General features: G+C 47.0%; 14 protein-coding genes. 4 read left to right on the top strand and 10 right to left on the bottom strand.

Annotation, left to right across the window (positions count from 1 at the left end; all coding sequences use genetic code 11):
• Positions 1-37 precede the first annotated feature (37 nt).
• The 9 genes from ACNQKP_RS02525 to ACNQKP_RS02565 all read right to left on the bottom strand — a co-directional run bounded on the left by ACNQKP_RS02525 (position 38) and on the right by ACNQKP_RS02565 (position 8,537).
• Positions 38-754: a hypothetical protein gene (locus tag ACNQKP_RS02525; protein WP_417862642.1), complete on the bottom strand. Its 717-nt coding sequence runs from the start codon at positions 752-754 to the stop codon at positions 38-40.
• On the bottom strand, positions 751-1,653 hold the full coding sequence (locus ACNQKP_RS02530) for a hypothetical protein (protein WP_417862644.1): 903 nt from the start codon (positions 1,651-1,653) through the stop codon (positions 751-753). Before ACNQKP_RS02530 ends, ACNQKP_RS02525 begins: the two co-directional genes overlap by 4 nt.
• Positions 1,643-2,836: an HNH endonuclease gene (locus tag ACNQKP_RS02535; RefSeq protein ID WP_417862645.1), complete on the bottom strand. Its 1,194-nt coding sequence runs from the start codon at positions 2,834-2,836 to the stop codon at positions 1,643-1,645. The genes ACNQKP_RS02530 and ACNQKP_RS02535 overlap by 11 nt, the downstream gene beginning before the upstream one ends.
• A gap of 108 nt (positions 2,837-2,944) precedes the next feature.
• Positions 2,945-3,592: a recombinase family protein gene (locus ACNQKP_RS02540; protein ID WP_417862647.1), complete on the bottom strand. Its 648-nt coding sequence runs from the start codon at positions 3,590-3,592 to the stop codon at positions 2,945-2,947.
• The gene (locus tag ACNQKP_RS02545) at positions 3,526-3,717 is read right to left on the bottom strand and encodes a hypothetical protein (RefSeq protein ID WP_417864097.1); all 192 of its coding nucleotides are present in this window, start codon (positions 3,715-3,717) and stop codon (positions 3,526-3,528) included. Before ACNQKP_RS02545 ends, ACNQKP_RS02540 begins: the two co-directional genes overlap by 67 nt.
• Before the next feature lie 60 nt (positions 3,718-3,777).
• Positions 3,778-5,430, bottom strand: coding sequence for a recombinase family protein (locus ACNQKP_RS02550; RefSeq protein WP_417862649.1), 1,653 nt, complete (start codon positions 5,428-5,430; stop codon positions 3,778-3,780).
• 385 nt (positions 5,431-5,815) lie between these two features.
• A complete protein-coding gene (locus ACNQKP_RS02555; protein WP_374031815.1) occupies positions 5,816-6,148 on the bottom strand; it encodes a nuclear transport factor 2 family protein in 333 nt (110 codons plus the stop codon).
• Positions 6,148-7,653 (bottom strand): CRTAC1 family protein, encoded by a 1,506-nt coding sequence (locus ACNQKP_RS02560; RefSeq protein ID WP_417862650.1) that lies wholly within the window; start codon positions 7,651-7,653, stop codon positions 6,148-6,150. The genes ACNQKP_RS02555 and ACNQKP_RS02560 overlap by 1 nt, the downstream gene beginning before the upstream one ends.
• A gap of 128 nt (positions 7,654-7,781) precedes the next feature.
• Complete coding sequence (locus ACNQKP_RS02565; RefSeq protein ID WP_417862651.1) at positions 7,782-8,537, bottom strand: SDR family NAD(P)-dependent oxidoreductase; 756 nt, start codon at positions 8,535-8,537, stop codon at positions 7,782-7,784.
• 147 nt (positions 8,538-8,684) lie between these two features.
• Between ACNQKP_RS02565 and ACNQKP_RS02570 the strand changes: the two genes are divergently transcribed.
• From ACNQKP_RS02570 to ACNQKP_RS02580, 3 genes are all read left to right on the top strand, one after another.
• Positions 8,685-9,542 (top strand): class I SAM-dependent methyltransferase, encoded by an 858-nt coding sequence (locus tag ACNQKP_RS02570; protein WP_417862652.1) that lies wholly within the window; start codon positions 8,685-8,687, stop codon positions 9,540-9,542.
• Positions 9,543-9,622: 80 nt separating this feature from the next.
• Positions 9,623-10,171, top strand: a complete 549-nt coding sequence (locus tag ACNQKP_RS02575; RefSeq protein ID WP_417862653.1) for a glutathione peroxidase — start codon at positions 9,623-9,625, stop codon at positions 10,169-10,171.
• A gap of 2 nt (positions 10,172-10,173) precedes the next feature.
• A complete protein-coding gene (locus ACNQKP_RS02580; RefSeq protein WP_417862654.1) occupies positions 10,174-10,521 on the top strand; it encodes an arsenate reductase family protein in 348 nt (115 codons plus the stop codon).
• Positions 10,522-10,541: 20 nt separating this feature from the next.
• On the opposite strand, the gene ACNQKP_RS02585 is transcribed toward ACNQKP_RS02580, so the two are convergent.
• Complete coding sequence (locus ACNQKP_RS02585) at positions 10,542-11,780, bottom strand: DEAD/DEAH box helicase (protein WP_417862656.1); 1,239 nt, start codon at positions 11,778-11,780, stop codon at positions 10,542-10,544.
• A 183-nt stretch (positions 11,781-11,963) separates the two neighbouring features.
• Here ACNQKP_RS02585 and ACNQKP_RS02590 point away from each other — a divergent pair, with 183 nt between their 5' ends.
• Positions 11,964-12,548, top strand: coding sequence for a dihydrofolate reductase family protein (locus ACNQKP_RS02590; RefSeq protein WP_417862657.1), 585 nt, complete (start codon positions 11,964-11,966; stop codon positions 12,546-12,548).

The following is a 12,548-nucleotide window of genomic DNA, read 5'->3' on the forward strand; positions in this document are numbered from 1 at the left end:
CCAACTCAGGCTGTTTATAACTTCGTGAAAAAACCGACTATCGTCCTAGTCGACCCAAGACATTAAAGTCTCTTTGCCTTTGCGTAGACCATTCTTTATGAATTTCTTTTATTCGGTTCATAACGGATTTCGCGTCGTCAGGGCTTAGTATTTTTTTTAACTCACTGATATACGGACCATGACATTCACGCAAAGCTTTGCCACGTCCACACGGACAACTCCAATGCCCTTTTAGCTCTTTATGCTCAAGTAAGCGCACTACTTTGACTGCGTGTTCGAGGCTTTCCACCCCCGAATGCTCCTGAATGGCCTCTAGAACGCCCAAGACGTCATGATTGCGTTCACCAAAAGGGTAAGTGCCATTTTTTGAATAGTATGACTGAGAATAGAAGTAGGCATTTACAGCTCCACCTAAAAACTGCGTAAGTGATCTCGGGTTTGACCAGTATTTCTTTCTTTCAAAGAAGACAAAAAGGCATGCACTACCGTCAATGTTAACATGCCTGTCTGCAATTTTTGGTATCTTGCCGCCTTCTTCAAACACTAAGGGGAGGCTTTGCGGATGACCATCAAGAAAGTGAATGCTTATGCTGTAAGAGTCGTAAATCTTGCCATCGGCATAAACATCAAACCTTCCTTTGGCAATGACCTTTCCCTCATGGAGCACAAGACGCAACCCCGGAAAGCTGTGCTCGATCTCTTCCTCGTATCCCCTTAGCAAAGCAGGATCTCGATCATACCAAGCGATTTTCACCACCAGGCTCTCCAAGGCTTAGACCGTACATCGTTCGGGGAGACATAAGCAGAAGCATAGCTTTTCTGCGATTCGAGCTTAGCTTCGCCGAAAACTGCATACCATCCATCCTCTTGTTCTACTTTCTTCAAAGCAGATTTGGCCGCCGCTTTAAGATCTGCTTTCATTGATGAAGTGAAGATCTTGCTAAGATCATTGCCACTTGGATTTGCTGGGTCCTCAAGAGTAATATCATCGATACCATCGCGAATCTTCGTCCAAATATGCTTAAGATTCTTTTCAAAAGTTTCGTTGTACTTGTCGTCAGAAAGAATCTTGATCGTCAGAAGCTCAAGGATGAATGTCTTGACCTCGATATTATTGCGAACTTTCCACAACTTCAATAAGCGAATTTCACCCAAAAATCCGCTATCCTTAACGTGATCAACGTGGGTTTGAAGATTCGTTTTAAGACGCTCTTTTTCAGACTGATCGTTTACGTAAAGATAGCTATCAGTTTTCGTGTCGTCAGTATATCTACCAGGTACAACATCAATTCTGAAGTCTTCATGCTCATTCTGCTTGCCCTTTTTCTTCAAGCGAAGGGCAGAACGCTTTTGCTCAACATGGTATTCCTTTTCAAGACATTTCGCCATAGACTTATAAATGTCATGAAGCGACTCATCTTTGCGGTCACCATTCGCGAAATACACTGGAAGATCAAGATCATAGCTCTCTAAGATCATGGTTCCCTTGGCCTTGGAGCCGCCAAATTTAATGGTCGGCTTCGTGTCGGCATATTCCGCATTGATTAACTTTTCAACTTTAGCGCGCTCTTCTTCAAGAGCTTTCATTTCTTTACTATCTGGCGCAACTTCGTGAGCCTTAAGAAGGTCTTTGAGAAATTTATTAGCGTCCATTGTTTACCTCCATGGTAAAATCAAATCCGTTTTTATCTTTGTTAAAATCATACACCGCGAGAACAGGATCAGCTTTGTGCAGGAGCTCACGCCCGCATAACACCGCAATTGGCGCGGGGACGGCTGGTAACATTTGAATTGTTTTTAAACCCGGGTGCTGATTGCTCAACTGGCTAATAGCCTTTCTATATACCGTCTTAAAGTTCGCTAGAGTCTCTTTGCGATTAAGGAATGTCGGCGAAGGAGCCTCGCCATCCAAAGAGATCTCATAGATGGTAGCCGCCTCAAGAGGCCCACCTATAAGCGTTTCTAAACGCACTCGGCCACTTAAGCTTAGAGCCAAAACCACATCGGCACTCGCGCCATCCTTCACCTTGGTGAACGTAAAATCTAACACCTTTCCTTCGGTCTTCCACGCCCAGCGCTCTGTGTCGCGGTGACGCTGAAATAGATCTGTTGGGATCTTGTTGCTTAAACAGTTACCCAAGTGCATTAGGAGAGGCATCGGCCCCATTGCAAGTACTGAGATATGCTCGACGGCATCTGTCGCTCCGCCCGGAGTAAGCATCTTTTCAATAGCTTGGGAGACCTCTTGCTTCTTTGACTGCCAATAAGCTGGGCTATCATCGCCAGCAAATCGTGTCAGATCAAGATCAGTAAATCGACGGGAGGCTGGATATCGGGGTTGAATCGCATCCTGAATTTCCTCAAGAGAAATTTGAACCATTTCGTTTTGTATGTTCGCGCGACAGCGCACAAGATGAGTTTTGCTGCGCTTTTGAACCAGCTCTCTCGCGAACTCAACCTGCTCTTCATGCGTACGCTTATAAGCGTGAAGAAGGTCCACGGGAAATTTATGTTCGTTTTCTTTGGAATCAATCAGCTTGTGGCAATGAGTACACACCAACATCAAGTTGTCATAATCATTTCTGCGAGCAATCGGCAAAGGGTGCTTTCCGCGTGGTCCATCCTCACTGAATGCAACGATATGTGCGATATTGGAAAAATTGGTCTCATGTAAAGTCAGGGAGTCATAGTTCAACGGCTCCTGACAACCATGAAAAGAGCAGAGCCCTCCGGCTTTCAGCCATAGCTTAAGCTGAATAGATTCTTTGATTGACGGACGACTTTTTAATTTTTTAGGTGCGGTCGCTGTGGCCGCGGGCAGACTTGGCGTTACCATGCTGCACTCCTCCTTGTTGCTTTTCTACACCAAAGCCCAACCTAGACTCGGTGTAATCGATTTGAGCACAAGATAATGGTAGTGTGCAAGGCGCAAGCCTAAATTATTTTATAATTCTGACGCTTCGCGAAATTCCCTAAGAGCCTCCTGAACTGGCCACGTTGAGATTCCCAATCTTTCAGCGATCTGCTTAATCGTCAATCCTTCTGCGCGAAGTTTGATGATCTGCTCATCATCTCTCTTCTTTACGGCGCCAACCTGATAGCCAGACTTCTTTGCTTCTAATTGAGCATGTCGAATTCTTGACGACTTAAGAGCTGCGCGTGCCCGCACAGTTGCTGCAAAAAGATTACTCATGAAGATGTCTGCGGGTTCATTTGAATTCAAATCATCATCAAGCGAAACAAAATGAATGTTATTGAGGTGAAAGAGCTGGAATAAAGAAAGAAACGAATCCAAATCATGGACAACTTCTTCAAGATGGCAAAGAGACGGAATAACAAAGGTTCCGCTGCTCCAATTGGAAAGATTATTCATAAGAAAATTGTAACTTTCGCTTTCGGAGCTCCTCTCATCAGATAAAATATCCACGGACTCAAAACTCTCTGATTGCGCCCACGAAATTACCTTTTGACCAATTTCAGACTGACTCTCCCACTTGAAAGATCGGAAGTAAGCTACGCACTTCTTCATTTTGAGGTCTTTCCCTTTGCCATATTCTTCTGACTCACCACGAATCTCGGATCTTCTAGCCATGCTTCCAGCGCTTGGCGCGCAATCAACGTAAACGTCAAACCATAATTAGCTTCAATAATGCCATCAATCTGCTCATTGAGTTTCTTTGGAATGTCTAGAGTCTTCTTTATGGTTTTTGCCTTCACTGGAACATCAAATCAATAATATTAAATATTATCAAACAATATTTAATATTATTGCACCATTTAAATTTGCAACGAAATGCCACCCTTAATCAAGACATCAATCTCTCCATCAGGACTTACTTTGATCATTGAGATAATGGCGAGAAGCAGATCGCGTTTCTCTTGAAAAGAAGCGTGCTGCACCATAGCTGTCGACTTCTGAACAAGACTCAGGGCGCTGCTTTGATCGCGTCCGTAATTTCTCAAGGCCTCTCCTGTCGCATGAATTTCACTTTTAATCCTTGCCTGAGTAGTTTTGTTTTCAATAGTCGCGACCTCATAGTCCTCCAATGAAATCTTCCCCGTGCCTACATTGGCGGCGAGCTTTGCAGAAATGGATTGAAGTTTCACGAGCTGCGTCCTTAAGCTTTCTACTGCTGAATGTAGTCTTTCAACGCGTGCTAGGTTCTCGGAGGACTCCATATGCTTAGCGTGCAAATCTAAAAGTCTTTTAGGCGATTCCAAAAGCTCAGATATCTTTCTCCAAACAAGGTCATCAAGAAGAGGGGCACTGTGACATTTATTAGCCGAACAGCGAAATCCACTAGTCTTTTGCTTACGAGCGCAGGTGTAGTAAAGAGTTGGTGGATAACGCACAAGACGCTTCTCACGTTTTAGAAAACGCTCAGTATCCTTAGGGCGGGCAGCCAGTGGCACCTCACACGTAGAACATACGAGGAGATCTTTGCAAAGGTACTCGTGCTGGACATTCCTTTTTGCCCACTTTCTTCGTTGATTACGCTTAAAACAGAGGTTATCCCAGTCCTCATCCGATAAGATTCTGGGTACACTAACCTCGTAAGATAGTCGCTGTTCCTTTCCGTTCTTAAATTTAGGATTTCCGACTTGATCGGCTTTTTTTAGTTTAAAAATAATCTTTCCGCGATAGGTGTCTGATGCAAAAATAGCTTTGACACCACTGTAATCAATCCCGTGGCTAATTGATCGCGTTGTAATTCTTTTAGTAAAGCCTGCATTTGTAAGAGCTTGAGCAACTTCTTTATCAGGCAGCCCTCCAGGCCTCAATTCAATCAGTCCCTTCATGCCGTCGGGCATATCCTCGTAAATCTTGCCAATCGAAAGGCCTACTGCGCATCGGATGATATGAGCCTCCTCAGGCACAAGCTCCCATCTCTTTTCCTTTTTATTCCAATGAAGACCGAAGGGCGCTCTACCTGTCGGTGGCCTTCCCTCTGATGCCAAACGGGTGATTTTAGCTTCATGGCATTTGCGAAGCATGGCGCGCTTGTCGTCGGCGCCCACAGCCGATACAATTTCCATTGCCAATGAGCCTGTAGATACTTCACCGTTTTTTGTGATAACGCGAACACCGTTTTGCTCAATCAGATCAAGAACACGTCCACGAAATTCACGGGAGCGAGCTCGAAAAAGACGATTTTCTTCATCGACATAGATTGCATCAACGCATTCAGTTTGGATAAGCATCATAAGGCGGTGGAAGTCGGTATCAACTTTCCACTCCTCAAGATTGTAGCCCTCGTCCTTAAAATAATGGTCTTCTTGGCGTCCGCCAGGAACACGCTCATACAATTCAAAGGACTTGGAAAGAACTGTCCACTGCAACTCAAACGTCATAATTTGACGTTGAATCGTATCGTCTTCTTTCTGTCCTTGAGTGGATACTCGAAAATATGTAACCAATTTAGGCTTCACTCGAAGCCTCCTTGACCTTCAAGGAACAGAGAATCTTCCAGAGCCTGCGAAAGTCTTCCGATGTAAAAGGAGTTTCGGGGTCTGTAGAGACCGTGATACGTGGGTTGTACTGACGATTCGGATGATTTTTCCTGCTCATCCTCTATCTTGTGGTTCGCACTTTGCGTCTTTAGCGTTGCGTTAGACGGAGGTGTCTTATATTTAACCTGCGCAACATTGTTTTTGTCGGAGGAGATCTTATCAAACCTTGATAAGGGCTGATAACATCCGTGTATAACTTTTTGAAATTGTCGAAAAGTTCGACTGAATTTTGGCGCCATCGCGAGCCTTAAACTCAGGTCTCGCGGTGTCAGTTGAGGCTGCTATTTCGCCATTTATTCCCAGCTCAATACACAAACCAAATATCCTTAATCAATCCATCCTTAAAATCGTAGATCGCAACCACATGCGACCCACTGGGAACCACGGACTCCTCATCCAGCACCTTCCCATTCAAAACAATCCGACTTTTCAAAGTGCAATGCAGATCCGGCGTGTTCTTAAACTTCTCGCCATAGCTCTTGCGAAAAGCCTCCATGCCCACCATGAAAGGCACATCCTGCCCCAAGCGGTAGGCGGTGACATCGGTATGATAGAACGAACAAAACTTCTCAATGTCCCGGGCGTTGTAAGCCTCTAGCTGTCCCTGAACCAAAGCGACTCGTTGTTCGGTGGTCATTAGCGGGGCTCCTCAATTTTCAAAGTGCTGTTCACAGAAACATTATCAAGGACCTGAACTTTCCCCGAAGGCCAGCGAACCTCCACCTTGGAAATATTCTTCACCGACCCCAAACCGAAATGCAAAGTCGGATCATTCTGCTGATTCATCGTACCCGTCACACCATCCACTTGGCGCAAGAACACGCCACCAGAATGATAAACCCGCACTTGTGCCGCCACAGCCTGAGTCCCTGAACGAATCCCCTTGATCTGCACGCGCAGATAGTTGTTCCCATCCGCCATCACGTTTTGCAAAACGCGAATGGCCGGAGCTTCTTTGTTCTTTGCTCTGCCGGACTGAACCAGATCCATCTTGCCGTCGTTATTCAGATCCGCCCAGGCAGCGGCATAGCTGTCAAAGACGCGAGTCCCATGAACGGCGCTGACCTCTTGAAACTTGAAGTTGCCAGTGTTTTTGTAAAGGACTGAATACGAGTAGGCCAAATCATAAACCTGACTGATGTAAACATCGAGCAGGCCATCGTTATCAAAGTCAGCAGCTGTGGTCTGTGCCCACAGCTCATCCCCTTTGTATTTCGAGAAGTCCCCGATGGGACGATAAGGAATGCCGGATTCCGCCCGAACGTCGATCAAGCGATACGAAGGATGCCCGGTGTTGCGATAGATTTTGGAATCATCACACAGATAACCACGCTGATCGAAAGTTCCTTTCGGGGTCATGCCGACAAACTTGTGTACCAGGTTGGAAACCCACAAATCCAGATTGCCATCGTTATCCAGGTCCGCCCAGATCGAAGCAATGGTATGCCCATAGCGAGGGCCATAGTATTCTTTGCGGGAGCTGTCATAGAATTTCTTCGGATCATAAGCGCCCTGAACATTCAACAGCGGAGCCTTATCCACCATGATGGTGGGATTCAGAGTATAAAAGTTGTTTGGTCGCAGACGATAGTTGGAAAAATAGGCATCGGTCTGCCCGTTGTTATCATAGTCCGCGACAGCAATCCCGCGCAGGTAATTCGGATTCTGGGCAAACATGGAAGGATTCGCTTCCAGGAATTGCTTCCCCTTGATGTTTAAGTACATCTTGGCCGGCAGCAAAGGATCACCGAATTTAGGTTCAGCAAAACCAACCAGGACATCCATCAGGCCGTCTTTGTTGACATCGACGATCGCCATGTCATGAGCATGATCAGGCAGTGCAAACCTTAGCGCCTTCGAAGACTCTACAAAACGACCTGCAGACACTTGCACGAACGCTTGTCCCTTGGTGGTCAGTATATCCAGCAACCCGTTGTTGTCGATATCAACAAATAACGGTGCCCCTTTCAGATCCTGAATTCCCACAGAGTCCGTCACATCGGTAAAACGGATGTTCCTTTCATTACTGACGTTGCGGAAAAGTTTTCCCGCCGCCAGCATGTCCACCCAACCATCACCATCGTAATCTCCGAAGACAATAGTTCCGGAATGCACTTTGGGAATCCCGGATGACTCGGTCACATCTTGAAATTGCGAGGCCGTAGAGCTCAGATCCGCTCTATTCTCTTCAGAGGAACCACCGGGATTGGAAATTTGAAAACCAACAAGAAAACATATGGCAATTACAGACACACAGAGGAAAATACGGTTCATTTCAAAGTCCCTTCTAAATCCTGAACCGAGATCAGGCAGGAATAATTCTTGGCCATTTGAGGAGTCAGACAAAATCGAACCACAAGAGAAGCCACATCCGAAGGCGCTCGCAATTGATGATCAGCCTTCATCTTCTTAAAATTAGCAACATCCGGAAAGTCCTTCTTTTTGAAACCACGAATAGTCTGTTGCATCTGTGTATCCAAAACACCGGGACTGAAGTGATAGATCTTAATTTTCTTGTTCTTGGATTTTTGCAAATCCAGATCCGTGTTCTCGGTGAACATCTTTAAGCCCGCCTTGGAAGAACAGTACATCGACCAACCTGGGATGGGACGAAACGAGGCGCCGGATCCAATATTGAAAATCGTCAGCGGCTTTTTGTCTGCCATCGCTTTATGCGCACAAACCTGTGAAAGCAAAAGAGGTGAAATTAGATTCGTAATCAGATGAGCATTCATCTCGGCCGGATCCAAATCCACCAGCGACCCCACCGGGCTGATCAACGCAGCATTGTTGATTAAATGAATCTTTCTGAAAGCCGTCACATCCAATTTCTTAAGAACAGATTCAACTCTTTGAATCATCTTAAGTCCGCGGCTGAAATCAGCCGCTATATGTTTGAAACGTGACGATTTAATACTTGGACGCGATCTGGAAAGATTGATGACCGAATGCCCTCTCTCAAGAGCTTGCAGACACACCTGTTCCCCCAGTCCCTTGGAACCGCCGGTAACTATAAATAAATCCATAGTATAATTATGGATTTGAGCCTGCAGTTCAGCAAGGACAGCTGGCTCACAGGTCCAGATTTAGGAACACAAAATCCACTCCAATTCCAAGCAACTGGACTATGGATGGAACCGTCTCTCATAATAATCCTGGACCAGGAGATAAACATGAACAACACACCAAAAACCATCCCTGATCACACCGCAGTTCGCGTCGCCTTATGGCGTGCCATTCATCTGCAACTGGATGCATATCCTCCGGTTTTCAATGACGACGTGGGATTGAAGCTGATCGCCCCGGAAGAAGGCTGGCAAAAGCGCGGCGACATGCACCCGATGGGGACCAAAGGTTATCGCGCCTCTATCGTAGGACGCGCAAGATTTCTCGAAGATCTGGTCCTGGAAGAAGTCAAAATGGGCGTTGATCAATATGTGATTCTGGGCGCGGGCCTGGACACTTTCGCCCAGCGCCACCCTGAGGTCTCCGACAAAGTCCGCATCTTTGAAATCGATCAACCCGAAACCCAAGCTTGGAAAAAGAAGCGCCTGAACGAAACCCGCTTGGACACCATCGGCAATCTGCAGTTTGTGCCAGTAGACTTTGAAGTCGGAGAATCCTGGACAGAAAAGCTGATCCAGCACGGCTTCAATCCAAACAAGCCTGCCGTAGTTGCCTCTACTGGCGTGACTATGTATCTGACCTTGGAGGCCAATAAAGAAACCCTTCGCCAGGTTACGCAGTTTGCAAAAGGCTCAACATTAGCAATGACTTACATGGTGCCCTTGGACTTAATTGACCCCGAAGAACGACTCGGTCACCAGATGGTCTATGAAAAAGCCAAGGCAGCCGGAACGCCTTTCATTAGCTTCTTCCGCCCCGAAGAAATGACCGCCCTGGCTTTGCAGGCCGGATTCCCAAATGCTCAACACTTCTCGCGCGCGCAGATCATCGAAAGATACTTCAAAGGCAGAACTGACGGGCTAGAGCCCTCCAAAGGAGAAGAGTTCCTCGTGGCAACGACTTAGAAAATCTCTTTACCTGCACCGCAGGATTGGATAAAGAAATGCTTAGTCCGGGGCCTTGGGCACCCAATGAAAGGATTCTTGTGAGCACTCTTCATCAAATCGAATTCAGTACCGCAGATGGTAAAACAGCGACTTTGGCCGACTATAGAGGAAAAGTTCTTTTGGTTGTGAACGTGGCTTCCGAATGCGGACTGACTCCACAGTACGAGGGCCTTGAAAAAGTTCACGAAAAATATGAATCAAAAGGACTGCGTGTTCTGGCTTTCCCGGCAAACGAGTTCGGCGCTCAAGAGCCTGGCTCCAACGAACAGATTCAGGAATTCTGCCGCACTCAATTCGGCGTAAAGTTCCCGGTTTTTGCAAAAATGGTTGTTAAGGGCGAAGGACAACATCCACTGTATCAACAACTGACAACTCTGCAGCCAGCAGCACAACAGGTTCCAGGCGGCAAACTGAAATCTGTTCTGGAAGAGCACGGCCTTCTGTCCGGCGGTCCTTCTGACATCATGTGGAACTTTGAAAAGTTCCTGATCGGCAAATCCGGAAACGTAGTGGCGCGTTTTGCTCCAGACATGACCCCGGAAGATCCAACAATCGTAAAAGCGATTGAAGCAGAGTTGGCTCGCTAGTCATGACCTGGGTTCTGCTTCACAATCCCAGCTGCAGCAAAAGCCGCGAGGCGATCGAAGCCCTTCGTTCCATCGAAGGACTTGAGGTGCGCAAGTACCTTGAAAACCCGTTAAGTGAAGCCGAACTGCGTTCGCTGATCCAAAAGCTCGGCACCCCGGTGTCGAGCTTGGTACGCACGAAAGAGGCGCTTTATACTGAAGCGCCTTTTGATGTGAATAATACCGAGGAAGTGATTCAGCATCTGGTGAATACACCCAAACTGATGGAACGCCCGATCCTGATTGGCAGCAAAGCCGCTGCCATTGGACGTCCTTTTGAAAAGATTCAGGAGCTTTTAGAGAAGAACTAGGCAGATCGTTCGGCGCCGTTCTACTTCTTCTTTCTTTTGGAAGCCTTCTTGTAATTGTCTTCGCTGTTCAAAAGCTCCTGCAGACTTGCATCCAAAGACAGGTCTTGTGTTTCAACGATAGCCTTATAATCCTGTTTGCTGACCTTAAGGACTTCGATCTTTTTGGTGATCAAAGACTCAACCTCTGCCAGCAACGGCTTTTCTTCCGTACTGCAGAAAGAAACCGCCACACCTTTATTGAAGCCACGACCCGTGCGGCCGATGCGATGAACGTAGTTCTCCGGCTTTTCGGGAAGGTCATAGTTGATCACATGAGTGACATCCGGGATGTCGATACCACGAGCACTCAAGTCAGTGGCGATAAGTATCTTGCAGTCCCCTTTGCGGAAGGTCTTCATAACCTCTGCACGGTCGGTCTGATCCTTTTCCCCATGCAAGGTCAAAGACTGAACTTCGACGCGAGCCAGGGCTTTTGCTACACGTTCCGCACGCACGCGCGTACGAACAAAGATAATAAATTTTCCATCCGGATTCTGGCGCAGGTATTCCGCCAGGAAGAAACGCTTGTCGTCCATTTCAACGTGCATCACGAAGTGCGTGATGTTTTTAGATACGGGATCTTCCGGCGAAATCTGAATGCGAATCGCACTGCTGCGAACTTGAGAAAACGCCAGCTTTTTGATTTCAGGATTGATCGTCGCAGAGAAGAACAAAGTCTGGTGACGTTTCGTCAACTTGCGCTTCACAGAGGTGATGTCATCAATAAAGCCCAGATCCAGCATGTGATCGGCTTCATCCAGCACCAAAGTTTCAATGCGGCTGATGTCCACATGCCCCTGGGCAATCAGGTCAAACATGCGACCCGGAGTCGAAATCAGAATATCAATCCCGTCCTGAAGTTTCTGAATTTGCGCATCTTGTTCCACACCCCCAAACAGGGCAAAAGGCTTGACCTTGGTGTGTTTGGAAAGCTTGTTGAAGACCTCACCGATCTGCTGAGCCAATTCACGGGTTGGAACCAAAATCAGACATTTGATCCCGATCGCACGTTTGCTGCTTTTTTCCGTGTGGATCATATTGATGATTGGAATGGCAAAGGCGGCGGTTTTTCCGGTTCCGGTTTGAGCAATCGCCAGGACGTCCTCGCCCTTGAGAATGGATGGAATGGCTTTGTACTGGATGTCGGTGGTGCGGAAGAAACCATTGTCGTTCAGGTTACGCAGCAGATCTTCGGACAAATGGAACTTTTCAAACTTCACGGAAAACCTCTTGGAATTAAACGAAGCATCTACCACAGGGCCTGAAAAAGCGGGACCTTTAATTGAAAAAAGGAAGAAATTTCCAGAATTTACCCCTCAACCGGGCCTTAAATCGAAATGACAAATTGCAGGGTTTCAATTCCCTGAAACGGACTTAAAATAGGGGCACTGCAAGGAGGCCCTATGCGCACTATCACTGTCTTTAACTCTGTCTCGCTGGATGGCTATTTTGCGGATAAAAATTCAGACATGAGCTGGGCCCATAATCAGGAACAAGACGACGAATTCACCGCCTTTGTCGCCGGGAATGCCAAAGGTGGCGGTGCCCTGCTGTTTGGAAGAAAAACCTATGACATGATGGCCAGCTTCTGGCCCACCCCTTCGGCCAAAGAGGCCATGCCCGAAATTGCCGAGGGCATGAACCGCATGAAAAAATACGTGGTCTCGCACAGTCTGAACGAAGTGACCTGGGAAAACTCAGAGCTGATCAAAGGTGAACTGGTCAGTGAAATCAGAAAGCTAAAAAAGCAAAATGGCCCGGATATCGCCATCCTGGGAAGCGGCAGTATCGTCGCCCAGCTGGCCGAGGCCAAACTTATTGATGAATATTCCGTTGTGGTGCTGCCTCTTCTTTTGGGTTCTGGACGGTCCCAGTTTGACGGATTGAAGTCCCGCCGGGATCTGCAGCTGATAGAGTGTCGCAGTTTTAAAAACGGAAACGTGTTCCTGCGCTATCGTCCAGCGGATATTCACGACGACCTTCACTAA

This window comes from Bdellovibrio bacteriovorus (assembly GCF_048286975.1).
GTDB lineage: Bacteria > Bdellovibrionota > Bdellovibrionia > Bdellovibrionales > Bdellovibrionaceae > Bdellovibrio > Bdellovibrio bacteriovorus_H.

What these genes read in the sequence shown, in the direction of transcription:
- ACNQKP_RS02530 (WP_417862644.1), bottom strand. Translation starts at nt 1,653, where the DNA reads ATGGACGCTAATAAATTTCTCAAAGACCTTCTTAAGGCTCACGAAGTT.
- ACNQKP_RS02535 (WP_417862645.1), bottom strand. Translation starts at nt 2,836, where the DNA reads ATGGTAACGCCAAGTCTGCCCGCGGCCACAGCGACCGCACCTAAAAAA.
- ACNQKP_RS02540 (WP_417862647.1), bottom strand. Translation starts at nt 3,592, where the DNA reads ATGGCTAGAAGATCCGAGATTCGTGGTGAGTCAGAAGAATATGGCAAA.
- ACNQKP_RS02555 (WP_374031815.1), bottom strand. Translation starts at nt 6,148, where the DNA reads ATGACCACCGAACAACGAGTCGCTTTGGTTCAGGGACAGCTAGAGGCT.
- ACNQKP_RS02565 (WP_417862651.1), bottom strand. Translation starts at nt 8,537, where the DNA reads ATGGATTTATTTATAGTTACCGGCGGTTCCAAGGGACTGGGGGAACAG.
- ACNQKP_RS02570 (WP_417862652.1), top strand. Translation starts at nt 8,685, where the DNA reads ATGAACAACACACCAAAAACCATCCCTGATCACACCGCAGTTCGCGTC.
- ACNQKP_RS02580 (WP_417862654.1), top strand. Translation starts at nt 10,174, where the DNA reads ATGACCTGGGTTCTGCTTCACAATCCCAGCTGCAGCAAAAGCCGCGAG.
- ACNQKP_RS02590 (WP_417862657.1), top strand. Translation starts at nt 11,964, where the DNA reads ATGCGCACTATCACTGTCTTTAACTCTGTCTCGCTGGATGGCTATTTT.